Consider the following 16,385-nt stretch of genomic DNA (forward strand, 5'->3'; position numbering starts at 1 on the left):
GAGGCGACTACCGTACGTACCACCTGAACATTCAGGGGCAGGCAGGAAGGCAGTCCGTTGTACGAAGGCGTGGTTCAGGACCTCATCGACGAGTTGGGCAGGCTGCCCGGCGTCGGTCCCAAGAGCGCGCAGCGGATCGCCTTCCACGTCCTCCAGGCCGAGCCGACCGATGTCCGCCGCCTGGCGCACGCGCTTGTAGAGGTCAAGGACAAGGTCCGCTTCTGCGCGGTCTGCGGCAATGTCGCGCAGGAGGAGCGGTGCGGGGTCTGCCGTGACCCGCGCCGCGACCCGGCGATCATCTGTGTGGTCGAGGAGCCGAAGGACGTCGTCGCCATCGAGCGTACGCGCGAGTTCCGCGGCCGGTATCACGTACTGGGCGGCGCGATCAGCCCGATCGAGGGCGTGGGCCCGGACGATCTCCGGATACGGGAGCTGCTGGCCCGGCTCGCTGACGGCGCCGTCACCGAGCTGATCCTGGCCACCGATCCCAATCTGGAGGGCGAGGCCACGGCCACGTACCTCGCACGCATGATCAAGCCGATGGGCCTCAAGGTCACCCGCCTGGCCAGCGGACTCCCTGTCGGGGGAGATCTGGAGTACGCCGACGAGGTCACGCTGGGCCGTGCCTTCGAAGGGAGACGACTTCTCGATGTCTGACACGCCTGCCACCCCTGGCACACCCCGCCCCGCCGGGACCGACGCCGTGCCCGACCCCGCGTCCGCCTCCGCCTCGGACGCGGTGCCGCGCAAGGTGCATGAGTCGCTGCTGGACCCGGACGACTTCGCGGTGCAGATCGCCGACCAGGTCGCGAGCTTCATCGTCGCGGTCACGGAGGTCGCCAAGGGCGACGAGCCGGACTCCGCGGTCCCCTTCCTCCTCCTGGAGGTCTCGCAACTCCTTCTCGCCGGCGGCCGGTTGGGCGCGCACGCGGACATCCTTCCGGACGAGCGGTACGAGCCCGACCTCGGCCCGGAAGCGGATGTCGACGAGCTGCGCGAGCGCCTCGCGCTGCTGCTCGACCCGGTCGACGTGTACTCGGAGGTCTTCGACCCGTACGAGCCGCGCAAGGCCCCCGTCGCCTGCCGTATCTCGGACGACCTGGCCGATGTCATCACCGACCTTCGGCACGGCATGGCCCACTACCGCGCGGGCCGCACCACCGAGGCCCTGTGGTGGTGGCAGTTCTCGTACTTCTCCAACTGGGGCTCCACCGCGTCCGGCGCCCTCCGCGCCCTGCAGTCCCTGGTCGCCCACGTCCGCCTGGACCAGCCGCTCCAGGAACTGGACGGCCTGGACACCGACCAGGACCTGACCGGGGAGGAAGAGCTCGCCGAGGAGGCGGGCCGCGTCATGGCCGAGGAACTGGCGGGCCCACTGGGCATCCGCCCGGCCCGCTGAGGCCCAGGCGCCCCCTACCGCCCGGCCCGCTGAGCGGGCGGCCCGCTCAGCCGAGATGTGAGCACGGCCACTTTCCGGAGTGGCTGGCTCCGAAGCGGGAAGGCGCGGTTCTGGAGCGGGTCGGACCCACCCCGGAGCGATCACGGCGTGAGCAGGACGTCTCACGATGTGATAGAGGCGGGGCGGAAACCGGCCGCTCGGTAAACTGAGCTGACCGCAGAACGTATTGAGCTAGGAGCGCACGTGGGCCTTGTCGTGCAGAAGTACGGAGGCTCCTCCGTAGCCGATGCCGAGGGCATCAAGCGGGTTGCCAAGCGCATCGTTGAGGCCAGGAAGAACGGCAACCAGGTGGTTGCCGTGGTCTCCGCGATGGGCGACTCGACGGACGAGCTGATCGATCTCGCAGAGCAGGTGTCGCCGATCCCTGCCGGGCGCGAGCTCGACATGCTGCTGACCGCGGGAGAGCGGATCTCCATGGCCCTGCTGGCCATGGCGATCAAAAACCTGGGCCACGAGGCCCAGTCGTTCACCGGCAGCCAGGCGGGTGTCATCACCGACTCGGTCCACAACAAGGCGCGCATCATCGATGTCACGCCGGGCCGCATCCGCACCTCGGTGGATGAGGGGAACGTGGCCATCGTGGCCGGGTTCCAGGGCGTGTCCCAGGACAGCAAGGACATCACCACCCTGGGCCGCGGCGGCTCGGACACCACCGCCGTCGCGCTGGCCGCCGCGCTCGACGCCGACGTCTGCGAGATCTACACCGATGTGGACGGCGTCTTCACCGCCGACCCGCGCGTGGTGAAGAAGGCGCGCAAGATCGACTGGATCTCGTTCGAGGACATGCTGGAGCTCGCGGCCAACGGCTCCAAGGTGCTGCTGCACCGGTGCGTCGAGTACGCACGCCGCTACAACATCCCGATCCACGTCCGCTCGTCCTTCTCTGGGCTGCAAGGCACCTGGGTCAGCAACGAACCGCCCGTAAGCAAGCAAGGGGACCAGCAGGTGGAGCACGCGATCATCTCCGGAGTCGCCCACGACGTATCCGAGGCCAAGGTCACGGTCGTCGGCGTTCCGGACAAGCCGGGCGAGGCCGCGGCGATCTTCCGCGCCATCGCGGACGCCGAGATCAACATCGACATGGTCGTGCAGAACGTCTCGGCGGCGGCCACCAGCCTCACCGACATCTCCTTCACGCTGCCGAAGTCGGAGGGCCGTAAGGCCACCGCGGCGCTGGAGAAGATCAAGTCTTCCGTCGGCTATGACTCGCTGCGGTACGACGACCAGATCGGCAAGATCTCGCTGGTCGGCGCGGGCATGAAGTCGAACCCCGGCGTCACCGCGCAGTTCTTCGAGGCGCTCAGCGACGCGGGCGTGAACATCGAGCTGATCTCGACATCCGAGATCCGCATCTCGGTGATCACCCGCGAGGACGACGTCGTGGCGGGCCTGCGGGCCGTGCACAGCTCGTTCGGTCTGGACAGCGAGACCGACGAGGCCGTGGTCTACGGAGGCACCGGCCGATGACCGGCCGCGGGCCGACCGGCCACAGGCCGACGGCTCGGCGCGGAGGCATCCGCCGATGACCGGCACCCGGTCCGCCCCGACGCTCGCCGTCGTCGGGGCGACCGGCGCCGTCGGCACGGTCATGCTCCAGATTCTGTCCCAGCACGCGGACATCTGGGGCGAGATCCGCCTGATCGCCTCGCCGCGCTCCGCGGGCCGCAAGCTCACAGTGCGCGGCGAAGAGGTCGAGGTGACCGCCCTGAGCGAAGAAGCGTTCGACGGCGTCGACATCGCGATGTTCGACGTACCGGACGACGTCTCCGCCCAGTGGGCGCCGATCGCCGCCGCCAAGGGCGCGGTGGTCGTGGACAACTCCGCCGCGTTCCGGATGGACCCGGACGTGCCGCTGGTGGTCCCCGAGGTCAATCCGCACGCGGCGCGGGTCCGCCCGCGCGGCATCGTGGCCAACCCCAACTGCACCACCCTGTCGATGATCGTCGCGGTCGGCGCGCTGCACGCCGAGTTCGGCCTGCGCGAGCTGGTCGTCTCCTCGTACCAGGCGGTGAGCGGCGCGGGCCGGGCCGGGGTGGACGCGCTGCGCGCGCAGACGGAGCTCGTGGCCGGTACGGAGCTGGGCACCACCCCCGGTGACGTACGCCGGGCCGTGGGCGACGACACCGGGCCCTTCTCGGAGCCGATCGCGCTGAACGTCGTGCCCTGGGCCGGATCGCTCAGGGAGGACGGCTGGTCGTCCGAAGAGCTCAAGGTCCGCGACGAGTCCCGGAAGATCCTCGGGCTGCCGGAACTGCGGGTGTCCGCGACCTGTGTCCGGGTCCCCGTCGTCACCACCCACTCGCTGACCGTGCACGCCCGCTTCGAGGGTGAGGTCACCGTGGACCGCGCGCATGAGATTCTCTCGACCGCGCCCGGAGTCGTGCTGTTCGACAACCCGGCCGCCGGAGAGTTCCCCACGCCCGCGGACGTGGTCGGCACCGACCCGACCTGGGTGGGGCGGGTGCGCCGGTCGCTGGACGACCCCACGGCCGTCGAGCTGTTCGTGTGCGGGGACAACCTGCGCAAGGGCGCGGCGCTGAACACCGCCCAGATCGCCGAGCTGGTGGCGGCGGACCTCGGCTAGGGGCCTAGGGCCTAGGGCCTAGGGCCTGTCCGGCCGTCCGAATATCCGAAGGCGCTGCCCGGATTCGTTTGTAGGATCAGCGGTGTCGCGAGCCCGAATTCAATGGTCTAGTCCACTTGAACTTGATCGTCGGTCCGGTCGATGATTCTCTCCCCGTCCCGCGCAACCGCGCGCGAGGCGGGGCGCGTCTTTGCGGTCGCCCTTCCGAGGTGCCGTGGCGAGCAGGGCACGATCACGGCAGAGGGGTGGGGAACGAACTATGACGGCATGTGAGGAGACGCCGCAGGGGGCGTCCGGCGCGAAAAGGCCGCCCGGCGCGTACAACCCTGACGGGGGGACGGGTGTCCAACAGGCGTGGCAGAGGTTCTGGAGTTCCCCATGGCGCGCGTCGGCGGCACGGCCGTACGACCGCAGTCGCCTCCCCACCCGCCCAGGCCCCGGAGCCGGGCGGCGGTCGGTGGCGGCATGCCGGTGATCGCGCCTATGCCCGCGTCGCGGCCCGGCCGGATGCCGTCCCAGCGGCCGGGCGCTGAGGGCGTCATGGCGGCGGGCACCACGGTCGACCACCTCACCGAGACCTACCGCGCCCACTACCGCTCGCTGCTGGGTCTCGCGGCCCTGCTCCTCGACGACACCGCCTCCTGCGAGGACGTCGTCCAGGAGGCGTTCATCCGCGTGCATTCCGCGCGCAAGCGGGTGCGCGAACCCGAGAAGACCCTCGCCTATCTGCGGCAGACCGTGGTGAACCTCTCCCGGTCCGCGCTGCGCCGCCGCATCGTCGGCCTCAAGCTGCTCTCCAAGCCGATGCCGGACATGGCGAGCGCGGAGGAGGGCGCCTACGACCGGATGGAGCGGGAGGAGCTGATCAAGGCGCTGCGCGGGCTGCAGCGCCGCCAGCGCGAGGTGATCGTCCTGCGGTACTTCCAGGACATGACGGAGGCCCAGGTCTCCGAGGTGCTGGGGATATCCGTCGGCTCGGTGAAGGCGTACGGCTCTCGGGGGATCAAGGCGCTGCGGGTCGCCATGGAGGCGTCGGCATGAGCGGCGACGGCGAGCGGCGTGAGCGGGATGAACGGCATGACGGGCACGATCCGGACAAGCGGTACGGTCAGTACGGTCGGCACGGGCGATTTGAGTGGGATAGGCGCGATGGGCATGCGGGGCGCGGGGACGAGCGGCGCGGCGAGGGCTGGGCAGTGAGCGGCGGACCTCAGCAGGGCCCTCGGGGCGAGTCCGACGGCTCGTCGGAGCCGGGCCGCGCGGGCGGGCCCGGCGGCCTGAGCGGCTCGGGCGGCTTGGGCGGGCCCGGCGGCCTGGGCGGGCCGGGTGATCTGGGCGGGCCCGGTGGGCTGGGGCCGGACGAGTTGGCGCTGCGGCGCATGCTGCACGAGGCCGTGCGGGAGGTGAAGCCGTCCGAGGGCACCCTGGACCACCTGCGGCAGGCCGTGCCCGCGCGCCGGGCGCGCAGGCGGCAGGCGCTCGTCGGCGCCGCTGCGGCCGCGCTGTTCCTCGGGACGGCGATCCCCGCCCTGATCCATGTCGCCGACGCTCCGGGCTCGTCCAGCGCCAACCCCTCCGCGGTCGGCCACAGCTCACAGGTTCCGGGCGGCTCCGGCGACAGCCAGGAGTCCAGCCGGCCGGACGGCGGCGGCGCCAGCCAGGGGCAGGACGACGGCGGTCAGAGCCCGGACAGCGGCGGGAACAAGGGCGAGGCCGAGGACGACGGGGGTCAGGCCGACCGGCCCGACGACGAGAAGGCGAAGGACCCCGAGAACCCCGACGGCGACCAGGACACGCCGGGCGATGACGCGTCCGGCGATGACACCGAACCGTCCGAGACCGGCTCCGCCGCCACACTGCCCACCTGCCTCGCGGGCCAGTTGGGCGAGGCGACCGGGAGCGTCGGAGAGCCCAGGCCGAGCGGCAAGGTGCACGGCGCGTTCTCCGTCACCAACATCTCCGACAGCCCCTGCGCGGTCGGCGGCGACGGAAGCGTGGTCTTCGCGGCGCGGGGCGTGGCGGACCCGGACCGGATCGAGGTCGAGGACCACTACGCGGGGGGCCCCGCGGCGAACGTGCTGCCCGACCCGCCGAAGGAACGGAGCAGGCTGGTACTCGGCGCGGGCGCGCGGTTCAAGGTGGAGTTCGCCTGGGTGCCTTCGGACAGCTGCCCGAGCCCGGACCCGTCACCCGACCCGTCGCCTACGGATGACACCCTCGACGGCTCCGACGGCGGCGGCACGAGCGGCGGCGCCGGCGGCGGCGACAGCACCGACTCCGGCGACGCGGGCGGTACGGAGCAGCAGCCCGGCACTCAGCCGCAGCTCGGCGGCGACGCGGACGCGGAGGCGGGCCGGGTGCGGCTCACGTACACCGCGGAGCCGGGCGCGCCGAGCGTGGAGGCGACGATTCCCGACGCCTGCGCCGGGACCGTCTACCGCACGGTCGTACGGGCGGACTCCTGAGACAGGCCCTGGCGTCGCGGCTACGGCGCGGCGGTCTCGCGCCGGGGTTCCTCCGCCGCGATGCCTGGTTCCTCCGCCGGGATACCCAGTACGGCGTCCTTCGCGGCCTCGACCTCACGCCGGAACAGCCGGAACCACATGAAGAGCACGAACCCGGCGAAGATGAACCACTCACCGGAGTAGCCCAGGTTCTGGAAGGCCTTGACGTCCAGGCCGCTGCCCTTCGGCACGGTCGGCGGCACCGGGGTCATCCGGCCGTCGGCGCTCTCCACGGTGACCCAGGCGTCGTACACGTCGTACGGCAGCAGGTTCACCAGCGTCGCCGCGCTGATCGCCCCGAGCTGGCCGTCGGGCAGCGCCTGGCCCGCGCGTACGCCGCTGGCGCCGGTGGACTCGGAGGCCTGGAGCGCACCGGTCACGGTCACCTCGCCAGCGGGCGGCGCGGGCACGTCCGCGTCGGCCGGGTCGCCGGGGAGCCAGCCGCGTACGACGGGCAGGGCCTTGCCGCCGTCGGTCCGCAGCATGCCCAGGACGTAGAACCCGTCCTCGCCGTCCAGCTCGCGGTCCGGGACCAGCAGCTGCCGGTCCCAGTGTCCCCGCGCGGTGGTCCGCTTCCCGGAGGTCTCCCGGTCCACGGGCAGCAGGTCGGCCAGCGGCCTGGCCCGTTCACGGGCGGCCGCCTCGGTCTGCCGCTCGGCGCCGCGGTGGGTGTCGACACGGTCCTCGAACCGGCCGAGCTGCCAGGACCCCATGAAGACGCAGAAGGGGATGGCCAGCACGACGAAGAGGTTGATCCCCCACCATCGCGGAGTCAGCAGAAACCGGTACACCCCACCCACGGTACGGGCCCCCGCCCCACCCGAACCCCGCAGGGGTGCCCTGGGCCGACAGGACCCAGGGCCCACGGGCGGGCAGGGGCGCTCGGCGTCACCCGGCCGGTGTCCTGGCGAGCCAGCGCTGGGCGAAGTCGATCTCCAGCTTGACCTGCTTGATCCGTTCGTCGACGACCAGCGAGCCGTGCCCCGCGTCATAGCGGTAGACCTCGTGCACGGCCCCGCGCGCGGCCAGCCGGTCCACGTAGTTCTCCACCTGCCGGATCGGGCAGCGCGGGTCGTTGACGCCCGCCGAGATGTAGACCGGCGCCCGCACCTGGTCCACGTATGTCAGCGGCGAGGACGCCGCGAACCGCTCCGGGACCTCCTCCGGCGTACCGCCCAGAAGCGTCCGGTCCATCGCCTTCAGCGCCTCCATCTCGTCGTGGTACGCCGTGACGTAGTCCGCGACCGGCACCGCCGCGAGCCCCAGCGCCCAGGCGTCCGGCTGGGTGCCGAGGCCGAGCAGCGTCAGATAGCCGCCCCAGGACCCGCCGGCGAGCACCAGCCGCGCCGGGTCGGCGAGCCCGGAGGCCACGGCCCACTCGCGTACGGCCGCGATGTCCTCCAGCTCGATCAGCCCGACCCGGTGCTTCAGCGCGTCCGTCCACTCCCGGCCGTACCCCGTGGAGCCCCGGTAGTTGACGCGTACGACCGCGTACCCGTGGTCCACCCACGCGGCCGGGCCCGAGGCGAACGCGTCGCTGTCGTGCCAGGTCGGGCCGCCGTGGATCTCGAACACGCACGGGAACGGACCGTCTCCCGCGGGCCGCTGCACCAGCGCGTGGATACGGCCGCCGGGGCCGTCCACCCACGCGTCCTCGACCGGCACCGACCCCGGCGCCTTCATCCCCGGCGGGTCCAGCACGGTCCGCCCGGACGTGGACCGCACCTCGGGCGGGTGCGCCGCCGACGACCACAGGTACTCGACCGTGCCGTCCGGCCGCGCGGTCGCGCCCGACACCGAACCCACCGGCGTGTCGACCCGCACCAGCTCGCCGGAGGCGAAGTCGTACCGCCATAGCTCGCCGCGCGCCTCGAAGCCGTGTCCGATGAGCAGCCCGGAGCCGTCCGGATACCACTCGGCGCTCACATCGCCCGGCAGATCCAGCGCGAGCTCCGTCTCCGTGCCCGTCGCCACGTCCCACACCATGGGCTCCCAGCGGCCGCGCCGCTGGTGCGCGACGAGCAGCCGGGTGTCGCCGTCCACCGGAGCGAAGCCGAGCACGTCCAGGCCCAGCTCCTTGGTGCCGCCCTTGGTGTCGTCCAGTTCGGCGACGGTGGTGCCGTCGAGCGTGACCACGCGCAGCGCGGAGTGCATCGCGTCGCCGTGCTCGGTGTGCTCCAGGGCGATCAGGGCGCCGTCGTGGGACAGGTCCCCGACCCCGGCCGACTCCCGGTGGCGGTAGATCTCGGCGGGCGCCGCGGCGGTGCCGCCCCGTACGACATGGACGGTCGAGCCCTCGTCGTCGGTCGAGCGCCCGACGACCACGGGCCCGGCGTCGCCCCGCCCGATCGCCAGTCCGGCCGGATACGACGGTGCGAGCCCCGGCACCGCGGGCTCGTCCGCGCCGCCCGCGAAGGGCTGGCGCTTCCAGACGCCGAACTCGTCCCCGTCCGTGTCGTCGAACCACCAGATCCAGGCGCCGTCGGGCGAGAGCGTGCCGTCCGTGGTGCCGTTCGGGCGGTCGGTGACCTGGCGCCGCTCGCCGGTCGCCCGGTCCCATGCGTACAGCTCGAACGTGCCCGTCGCGTTGGAGACGAACAGCGAGCGGTCCGGTGCGTCCTGGGCCCACTCGGGCAGTGACACACGCGGCGCCCTGAAGCGCTTCTCCCAGTCCGGCATCTCAGCAGCAGTCATGACCCCCATAGTGCACGCCCGCACCGACACCCCGTCGCCCGAGGCCCACAACCTGTGGATAACGCCCTGCGGACGACCGCCTGTGGATAACTTCCCAACCGGACTCCGGCTGGACTCCGGCAGGAGTCCAGCCGCCGCGGTCAGCGGTTGCCCTGGCGGCGGGCCTGCGCGCGCTGTTGCATGCCTCGGGTCTTCGCGGAGATCGACCGGACCTCCGGCGCGGTGCCCTTTCGGTGCGCCTGCGCCGCGGAGATCTTCGACTGCTGGGGGTCCTTGGGGTTGCTGTGGGCACCCTTGGCCATGGCCACCGTCCTCCTCGTGTCGGAGTGCCTGTGGGACCCACTCTCCCCCCGAGGTCCGGGATCGGCATCTGGATCAGCGGGCGTCAGAGGTCGTCGGAGGTCGTCGGAGGTCGTCAGAGGCCAGCGGAGGCCGATGAGGTCTGGCGCAGTACGCTGAGAAGAGGCCCTGATATCGGGGTGATGGTCATGCACACCCGTTTTGAGCCCGACCGGCAGCTGACCGCCCGCATGGTGGTCACGATGTTTCTGCTGGGGCTGCTGTACGTGGCGTTCATCGCCGCGCTGATCGCGCTGCTGGAGTCGCTGTTCCTGGTGGTGGTGATCGCCGCCGGGCTGCTGATCGCGCAGTTCTGGTACTCGGACAAGATCGCGCTGTACGCCCTGCGCGGCCGGTTCGTGAGCCGTGCGGAACAGCCCGAGTTGTACGGGGTCGTCGACCGGCTCTGCGCCACCGCCGACATGCCCGCGCCGCGCATCGCCGTGTCCGACATGGACCTGCCCAACGCGTTCGCGACCGGCCGCAACGCCGATCACGCCGTCGTCTGCGTCACCACCGGACTGCTTCGCCGTCTGGAGACCGAGGAGCTGGAGGGCGTACTCGCGCACGAGCTCTCGCATGTCGCGCACCGCGACGTCGCGGTGATCACCATCGCCTCGTTCCTGGGCGTGCTCGCCGGGCTCCTCGTCCGCTTCGCCCTGTACTCGCACCTGTTCGGCCGACAGCGGGACCACGGCACCGCGGGGATGATCGTGGTCGTGATGGGGGTCTCGGCCGCGGTGTACGCGATCAGCTTCGTACTGATCCGGGCACTGTCCCGGTACCGCGAGCTGGCCGCCGACCGCGCCGCCGCCATGCTCACCGGCAAGCCCTCCGTGCTGGCGTCGGCGCTGACCAAGATCAGCGGGGAGGTCGCCCGCATCCCCACCAAGGACCTGCGCAACGCCCAGGCGTTCAACGCGTTCTTCTTCACCCCGGCCGTCGGCCCCCGCCGGGCGCTGTCCGGGATGCTCTCCACGCACCCCAGCCTGGAGCGCCGCCTGAAGGCGCTTGAGGACATCGCCACGCGGCTGAGCGGTCCGGGGTCGGCACCGCCGGGACCGGCGCCCGGTCCGGGACCGGCGCCCGGTCCCGATTCTGGCAGGGGCTGATGCCGCCGTGGGGCTCTGGGACACGCTGCTGGGCCGTACGAAACCGGTCAGGCCGGACCTGGACCAGCTGTTCGGGCTGCCATCGGCCGCGATCACACTCCAGGCGGCCACCGGCTTCACCCCGACCGGCCACGGCTCGGTGTGCTTCGCATCCCTCGAAGGGGGCGCCTTCGCCCAGGTCCAGCACGAGGTGCGCGCCCTCCTGAACGCGGACGCGGACGCGGGCGCGGGCGCGGACGCCGGGACCGGTGCGCCGCCGGTGGAGTTCAGCCGCGACGCGTACGGCTACTCGTGGCTCCTGTCCCGCCGCGCCCCCGAGGACCTGACCGACCTGGTCAACGACCTGCACGCGGTGAACAGCGCACTCGAAGCCAGCGGTTTCGGACCGCAACTCCTGTGCTCTCTGGCCTCCTTCGAGGCGCCGGGGACCCGGCCGCCGCATCCGCTCGCCCTGGTCTACCTGTACAAGCGAGGCACCTTCTACCCCTTCGCCCCGCTGCCCGGCGAGAGGCGCGACAACCCGCTGGAACTCCAGGTCAAGGCGATGCTCAAGAACGACCTGCGCATCGAGGACGACCTGTCCCGCTGGTTCCCGCTGTGGGGCGCCCCCGGCCTGGGGACGCGGCCGTGACGGGTGTGGCTTGTTCGCGTCGTGCGCACCCGGCTCCTTACGCCGCCCTCACGCCCAGCGGCTAAGATCACAGCGTGATTACGGCTCGGTCACCATTAGTGACGAAGCGGAGTTGCTCATGGGGTCCATGGGTGGTGCCGCTCCGTCTGCTGGGGCTGGGCCTGATGCTCTTCGGCCTGCTGTATTCGCACGTGGTGAGCCCTGAGGCCACGGTGGGGCACCTTCGGCCCGACGGCGCGGTCAGCGCCCTGTCGTACAGTCCGCTTGATCCGCTGCCGGACAGCCCGTACGACAGCGGAGGCCGGAGCGGCGGTCACGGGCGGCACACGGCCACCGTGGGGGAGTGCGCGCTGGGCCAGCCGCCGTCGGGGCCCGACATGGGGCTGCCCTGTCTGTCCCCGCTGGCGGCGGAAGCGGTCGACCCGGCCGCCGCCCCCTATGCCGAGCACGCACACCGCCCAGCGGCGGTACGCGGTTTCGTCGCCCCGATACCGCACGCGGCGGAGTCCCCGGTTCTGCGTATCTGATCAGCGCCCGCCGTCGGCCGCCCCCTGCCCTGGGGGCCGCCGACCGGGCGTCTGACCTCCCCTGCCCGCCCTCTCGCGGGCCGCGGGGACGGTCGACGGCTCGTAGCCAGTCAGCGACCTCCCACCCGCACCCCGCGAACGAGAGCGAACCATGCACCCGCACGCCTTGACCACGCCCGCGACCCCGCCCGCGACCCCGCCTGCGAACGCGCCCGCGAACGCGCCTGCGAGTGCGCCCGCGGCCACGCCCGCAGCCACAGGCGACCTCACGCCCATCGACTCCGCCCGCGCCATCGACTCCGCCCGCGCCATCGACTCCGCCCGCGCCACCGGCTCCGTCCGCCCCGTCGACTCCGCCCGCGCCACCGGCTTCGGTCTCCCTGGGCTGGTCGGCAACACTCCTCTCCTGCGCGTGTCCCAGCCCTTCGCCCCGCCGGACCGGGGTTTCTGGGCCAAGCTGGAGGGCTTCAACCCCGGCGGCATCAAGGACCGCCCCGCCCTGCACATGGTGGAACGCGCCCGCGCACGCGGAGAGTTGCTCCCCGGCTGCCCCATCGTCGAGTCCACCAGCGGCACCCTGGGCCTGGGCCTCGCGCTGGCCGGGATGGTCTACGGGCACCCCGTCACCCTCGTCACCGACCCCGGCCTCGAACCGTCCATGGCCCGGCTGCTCGCCGCGTACGGCGCCACGGTCGACACCGTGCCCGAGCCGCACTCCACCGGCGGCTGGCAGCAGGCCCGCCGCGAGCGCGTCGCCGAACTCCTCGCCCGGCGGCCCGCCGCCTGGTGCCCCGACCAGTACGGCAACCCCGACAACGTCTCCGCGTACACCCCACTCGCCCTCGAACTCGCCTCCCAGCTCGGCCATATCGACGTACTCGTGTGCAGCGTCGGCACCGGCGGCCACTCCGCAGGCATCTCACGCGTCCTGCGCCAGCTCTACCCGGCGCTGCGCCTGGTGGGCGTGGACACCGTCGGCTCGACCATCTTCGGGCAGCCCGCCCGGCCGCGGCTGATGCGCGGGCTCGGCTCCAGCATCTACCCGCGCAATGTCGCGTACGAGCACTTCAGCGAGGTGCACTGGGTGGCCCCCGCCGAATCCGTCTGGGCCTGCCGACAGTTGGCGACCTCGCACTACGCGACGGGCGGCTGGAGCGTCGGCGCGGTGGCGCTGGCGGCGGGCTGGGCCGCGCGCACACTGCCACGGGGCACACGGATCGTCGCGGTGTTCCCCGACGGGCCGCAGCGCTACCTGGAGACGGTCTACGACGACACGTACTGCGCCGCACACGGGCTGCTCGGCGCGCCGCCCGCCGCCGACCCCGACGAGGTGAGCCGCCCCGACGAACGGGAGGTCACCCGCTGGACCCGCTGCACCCAGGTGACCGACCCGCAGATGACCGACCCGCAGGCGTCATCCGCCGTATCGACCGGGCCCGAGGGGCGGGCGCGGTGAAGCAGACGATCTCCCAGGTCCGTTCCCACGACCGCAGCGTCCAGCTCCTCCTGGTGAACCAGTTCACCATCAACCTCGGCTTCTACATGCTGATGCCGTATCTGGCCCAGCATCTCTCCGGCTCGCTCGGCCTGGCCGGGTGGCTGGTCGGATTCGTCCTGGGCGTACGGAACTTCAGCCAGCAGGGCATGTTCCTGATCGGCGGCACCCTCGCCGACCGCTTCGGCTACAAGCCCCTGATCGTCGCGGGCTGCGTGCTGCGTACGCTCGGCTTCGCCACCCTCGGCCTGGTGCAGTCGGTGCCCGCACTCCTCGCCGCCTCCGCCGCGACCGGCTTCGCGGGCGCGCTGTTCAACCCCGCCGTACGGGCCTATCTGGCGGCGGGCGCGGGGGAGCGGCGGGTTGAGGCGTTCGCACTGTTCAACGTCTTCTATCAGGCGGGCATCCTGCTCGGCCCGCTCGTCGGCATGCTGCTGACCGGCGTCGACTTCCGGGTCACCTGTCTCGTATCGGCGTCGATCTTCGCGCTGCTCAGCGTCGTACAGATCCGGGCGCTCCCACCCCGTGGGGGAAACGACGGCACCGACGCCACCGGCGGCGACGGGGACGGCGCGGGGGACGGCGCGGGCGACGGCGCGCGTGCGGGCGTGCTCGCCCAGTGGCGCGGCGTCCTGGCCAACCGCCCCTTCCTCCTCTTCGCCAGCGCCATGATCGGCTCGTATGTGCTGACCTTCCAGGTCTATCTGGCGCTGCCGCTCGAAGTACGACGGCTGGGCGGCGACGGGGAGTCCACCACGGCCGCCGTGGCGCTGCTCTTCGCCGTGTCGGGGCTGGCCACGATCACCGGCCAGACGCGGGTGACGGCCTGGTGTAAGCGGCGACTCGCGCCCGGCAGCGCCCTGACCTGCGGGCTGCTGGTCATGGGGGCGGCGTTCCTGCCGCTGCTGGCGGCGACGGCGGTGCCCGTGCCCGCCGCCGGGACCGGGCGCTGGCTGCTCGCCGCCGTGCCGTCGACCCTGGCCGCGCTGCTGCTCGCCCTGGGCACGATGATCGCGTACCCCTTCGAGATGGACACCATCGTGCGTCTCGCGGGCGACCGCCTGGTCGCCACCCACTACGGCCTCTACAACACCATCTGTGGCATCGGCATCACCCTGGGGAACCTCCTCACCGGCGCCGCACTCGACGCCGCCCGTGCGGCGGGCGTCCCCGCGCTGCCCTGGCTGGCCCTGTTCACCCTGGGCCTGGCCTGCGCGGCCGCCCTCCGCGCCCTGCACCGCACCGGCCGCCTCACCACGCCAGGGGAGCGCCACGCGTACGGCACGCTCAACGCGTAAGCGGGTGCGACGGCTTGCCAGCGACCTCCTCGATCTCGCCGTGGGCCTTCTGCAGCAGCTGGGACGCGAGCCCCATCATGGCCCGCGCACCCGCGATCTCCTCGCCGACTCGTAGCTGCTCCGGGTCGGCCGGGTGGCGCATGGCGTAGCCGCGCGCCTTCAGTTCCGTACCGTCGCCGAGTCTGACCATGGCGGCGGCGCTGGTACGCGAGCCGTGTTCGGAGAACTCCAGCTCCACGTGCCATCCGACGAGTGTGCTCATGCCGGATCACCTCCCTGGAGGACGCCCCTCTCTCCAGGGTCCCTCTCGGCCGCCCGGGCCGCTACCCGGTGCCGCGCGCACCCGGTGCCGCGCGCACCCGGTACCGCGTGCGAAGGCCGCTGGCACAGCGCGCAAAAGAGGGTGCGTGTCCGGGCGTACGTGGCCGAGGATGGCACGTATGACCGACGCATCCGCACGCTGGACCCAGGCAACCGTCTACCCTGACATGTGGGTTGACCCGGACGACGACCCGCGCGAGACCGGAGTCAGTCCGGAGGGCGAGCTGGCGACGCTGCGGGACTTCCTCTCGGGCTACCGCATGACCCTGCGGATGAAGTGCGAGGGCCTGAACCCGGAACAGCTGGCCCGTCGGTCGGTTCCGCCGTCCACGATGTCGCTGCTCGGCCTGCTCCGGCACCTCGCCGAGACGGAGCGGGACTGGCGCGACTGGATCACCGACGGCGATCCGACGCCGAAGCTGTACGGCGCGGACGACGCGGACTTCGACGGCGCGTTCCCCGACCAGGCCGTGGTCGACGCCGCGTACCGCGACCTGGAGCGCGAACAGGCCGCGACCGACGCCGTGCTGGACGCGTACCCGGACCTGGGCGAGCGCCTGGGGAAGGACGGGATCCCGGTCCGGGAGCTGCTGGTGCACCGGATCGAGGAGTACGCCCGGCACTGCGGGCACGCCGACCTGTTGCGCGAGTGCGTCGACGGACGGGTGGGCCAGTGACGGCGTCGCTGGCGGCGGCCCGGCGGTCGCGCTGACCGGCCGCCGGGCGGACTGACCGGCCGCCGGGCGGGCCCTGGGACACCGTCCGCGTCCGCTTCGGCGTCAGTGGACGACGTCGAAGACGTTCTTCTGCAGGCCGTTGGCGTACGCCTCGTGCTCGACGAGCTTCAGGTGCTGGGTGTCCTTGTCCGTGTCGCTGAACATCCGCTTGCCCGCGCCGAGCAGCAGCGGGAAGACGAGGAGGTGGTAGCGGTCGATCAGACCGGCGTCGGAGAGCGCTCGGTTCAGCGAGGCGCTGCCGTGCATGATGATCGGCCCGCCCTCGGTCTTCTTCAGCGCGGCCACCTCGTCGATCGAGCGCAGGATCGTGGTCTCTCCCCAGTTCGACACCAGGTCGTCCTCGCTGAGCGTGGTGGAGACGACGTACTTCGGCAGGGTCTTGTACCGGGCGAAGTCCTCCATGTCGGGCCAGGCCTCGCTGAACACCTCGTAGCTCGCCCGGCCCATCAGCATGGCCGAGGACTCCTCCTGTTCCCGGCCCTTGATCTCGAAGGCCTCCGGGACGAACTCGATGTCCTTGAAGGTCCACCCGGAGTTCCGGTAGCCGGGCTCGCCGCCCGGAGCCTCCACGACACCGTCGAGCGAGACGAATGCGGAGCTGATCAACGTACGCATCTCAAGTCCTCCTGGCTGGTCGCCGCCGCCGCATGCGCGCGGCTGCTGGCTGCTTGCTGCTGTCTTCGG

At 72.0% G+C, this 16,385-nt stretch carries 17 protein-coding genes; 12 read left to right on the top strand and 5 right to left on the bottom strand.

Translation table 11 applies throughout. The features are described from left to right. Window positions 1-57: 57 nt before the first annotated feature. The 6 genes from recR to ACX6XY_RS04500 all read left to right on the top strand — a co-directional run bounded on the left by recR (window position 58) and on the right by ACX6XY_RS04500 (window position 6,508). A complete protein-coding gene (recR, locus tag ACX6XY_RS04475) occupies window positions 58-657 on the top strand; it encodes a recombination mediator RecR (RefSeq protein WP_460326578.1) in 600 nt (199 codons plus the stop codon). Next, window positions 650-1,399, top strand: coding sequence for a DUF5063 domain-containing protein (locus ACX6XY_RS04480; RefSeq protein WP_460326580.1), 750 nt, complete (start codon window positions 650-652; stop codon window positions 1,397-1,399). The genes recR and ACX6XY_RS04480 overlap by 8 nt, the downstream gene beginning before the upstream one ends. 243 nt (window positions 1,400-1,642) lie before the next feature. Further along, window positions 1,643-2,926 (top strand): aspartate kinase, encoded by a 1,284-nt coding sequence (locus ACX6XY_RS04485; protein WP_460326582.1) that lies wholly within the window; start codon window positions 1,643-1,645, stop codon window positions 2,924-2,926. A 55-nt stretch (window positions 2,927-2,981) separates the two neighbouring features. Further along, window positions 2,982-4,043, top strand: coding sequence for an aspartate-semialdehyde dehydrogenase (locus ACX6XY_RS04490; RefSeq protein WP_460326584.1), 1,062 nt, complete (start codon window positions 2,982-2,984; stop codon window positions 4,041-4,043). 354 nt (window positions 4,044-4,397) lie between these two features. Beyond that, complete coding sequence (locus ACX6XY_RS04495) at window positions 4,398-5,084, top strand: SigE family RNA polymerase sigma factor (protein ID WP_460326586.1); 687 nt, start codon at window positions 4,398-4,400, stop codon at window positions 5,082-5,084. A 155-nt stretch (window positions 5,085-5,239) separates the two neighbouring features. After that, window positions 5,240-6,508, top strand: coding sequence for a hypothetical protein (locus tag ACX6XY_RS04500; RefSeq protein WP_460326588.1), 1,269 nt, complete (start codon window positions 5,240-5,242; stop codon window positions 6,506-6,508). A gap of 20 nt (window positions 6,509-6,528) precedes the next feature. On the opposite strand, the gene ACX6XY_RS04505 is transcribed toward ACX6XY_RS04500, so the two are convergent. The 3 genes from ACX6XY_RS04505 to ACX6XY_RS04515 all read right to left on the bottom strand — a co-directional run bounded on the left by ACX6XY_RS04505 (window position 6,529) and on the right by ACX6XY_RS04515 (window position 9,543). After that, window positions 6,529-7,338 carry an SURF1 family protein gene (locus tag ACX6XY_RS04505; RefSeq protein WP_460326590.1) on the bottom strand — a complete coding sequence of 270 codons (810 nt, stop codon included), beginning with the start codon at window positions 7,336-7,338 and terminating at the stop codon, window positions 6,529-6,531. 97 nt (window positions 7,339-7,435) lie between these two features. Continuing rightward, window positions 7,436-9,250 (bottom strand): S9 family peptidase, encoded by a 1,815-nt coding sequence (locus tag ACX6XY_RS04510; RefSeq protein ID WP_460326592.1) that lies wholly within the window; start codon window positions 9,248-9,250, stop codon window positions 7,436-7,438. Between the two features lie 131 nt (window positions 9,251-9,381). Beyond that, complete coding sequence (locus ACX6XY_RS04515) at window positions 9,382-9,543, bottom strand: hypothetical protein (protein WP_460326595.1); 162 nt, start codon at window positions 9,541-9,543, stop codon at window positions 9,382-9,384. Between the two features lie 186 nt (window positions 9,544-9,729). Here ACX6XY_RS04515 and htpX point away from each other — a divergent pair, with 186 nt between their 5' ends. The 5 genes from htpX (at window position 9,730) to ACX6XY_RS04540 (ending at window position 14,643) form a co-directional block, all read left to right on the top strand. Beyond that, window positions 9,730-10,692, top strand: coding sequence for a zinc metalloprotease HtpX (htpX, locus tag ACX6XY_RS04520; protein WP_460326597.1), 963 nt, complete (start codon window positions 9,730-9,732; stop codon window positions 10,690-10,692). 7 nt (window positions 10,693-10,699) lie between these two features. Then, a complete protein-coding gene (gene pspAB / locus ACX6XY_RS04525; protein WP_460326600.1) occupies window positions 10,700-11,323 on the top strand; it encodes a PspA-associated protein PspAB in 624 nt (207 codons plus the stop codon). A 131-nt stretch (window positions 11,324-11,454) separates the two neighbouring features. Further along, window positions 11,455-11,850 (top strand): hypothetical protein, encoded by a 396-nt coding sequence (locus ACX6XY_RS04530; RefSeq protein WP_460326602.1) that lies wholly within the window; start codon window positions 11,455-11,457, stop codon window positions 11,848-11,850. Between the two features lie 151 nt (window positions 11,851-12,001). Next, on the top strand, window positions 12,002-13,306 hold the full coding sequence (locus tag ACX6XY_RS04535) for a PLP-dependent cysteine synthase family protein (RefSeq protein WP_460326604.1): 1,305 nt from the start codon (window positions 12,002-12,004) through the stop codon (window positions 13,304-13,306). Next, window positions 13,303-14,643 (top strand): MFS transporter, encoded by a 1,341-nt coding sequence (locus ACX6XY_RS04540; RefSeq protein ID WP_460326606.1) that lies wholly within the window; start codon window positions 13,303-13,305, stop codon window positions 14,641-14,643. The genes ACX6XY_RS04535 and ACX6XY_RS04540 overlap by 4 nt, the downstream gene beginning before the upstream one ends. On the opposite strand, the gene ACX6XY_RS04545 is transcribed toward ACX6XY_RS04540, so the two are convergent. Continuing rightward, window positions 14,633-14,905, bottom strand: coding sequence for a DUF1876 domain-containing protein (locus tag ACX6XY_RS04545; RefSeq protein WP_460326608.1), 273 nt, complete (start codon window positions 14,903-14,905; stop codon window positions 14,633-14,635). The genes ACX6XY_RS04540 and ACX6XY_RS04545 overlap by 11 nt on opposite strands. A 169-nt stretch (window positions 14,906-15,074) precedes the next feature. On the opposite strand from ACX6XY_RS04545, the gene ACX6XY_RS04550 reads away from it, so the two are divergent. Continuing rightward, window positions 15,075-15,641 carry a DinB family protein gene (locus tag ACX6XY_RS04550; RefSeq protein ID WP_460326610.1) on the top strand — a complete coding sequence of 189 codons (567 nt, stop codon included), beginning with the start codon at window positions 15,075-15,077 and terminating at the stop codon, window positions 15,639-15,641. 102 nt (window positions 15,642-15,743) lie between these two features. On the opposite strand, the gene ACX6XY_RS04555 is transcribed toward ACX6XY_RS04550, so the two are convergent. Continuing rightward, window positions 15,744-16,316 carry a dihydrofolate reductase family protein gene (locus ACX6XY_RS04555; RefSeq protein ID WP_460326612.1) on the bottom strand — a complete coding sequence of 191 codons (573 nt, stop codon included), beginning with the start codon at window positions 16,314-16,316 and terminating at the stop codon, window positions 15,744-15,746. Window positions 16,317-16,385 lie beyond the last annotated feature (69 nt).

The organism is Streptomyces sp. O3 (genome assembly GCF_054788135.1).

Coding starts and splice junctions, on each gene's coding strand:
- ACX6XY_RS04515 (WP_460326595.1), bottom strand. CDS start 9,543: ATGGCCAAGGGTGCCCACAGCAACCCCAAGGACCCCCAGCAGTCGAAG.
- htpX (WP_460326597.1), top strand. CDS start 9,730: ATGCACACCCGTTTTGAGCCCGACCGGCAGCTGACCGCCCGCATGGTG.
- ACX6XY_RS04555 (WP_460326612.1), bottom strand. CDS start 16,316: ATGCGTACGTTGATCAGCTCCGCATTCGTCTCGCTCGACGGTGTCGTG.
- ACX6XY_RS04550 (WP_460326610.1), top strand. CDS start 15,075: ATGGCACGTATGACCGACGCATCCGCACGCTGGACCCAGGCAACCGTC.
- ACX6XY_RS04545 (WP_460326608.1), bottom strand. CDS start 14,905: ATGAGCACACTCGTCGGATGGCACGTGGAGCTGGAGTTCTCCGAACAC.
- ACX6XY_RS04490 (WP_460326584.1), top strand. CDS start 2,982: ATGACCGGCACCCGGTCCGCCCCGACGCTCGCCGTCGTCGGGGCGACC.
- ACX6XY_RS04480 (WP_460326580.1), top strand. CDS start 650: ATGTCTGACACGCCTGCCACCCCTGGCACACCCCGCCCCGCCGGGACC.
- ACX6XY_RS04535 (WP_460326604.1), top strand. CDS start 12,002: ATGCACCCGCACGCCTTGACCACGCCCGCGACCCCGCCCGCGACCCCG.
- ACX6XY_RS04510 (WP_460326592.1), bottom strand. CDS start 9,250: ATGGGGGTCATGACTGCTGCTGAGATGCCGGACTGGGAGAAGCGCTTC.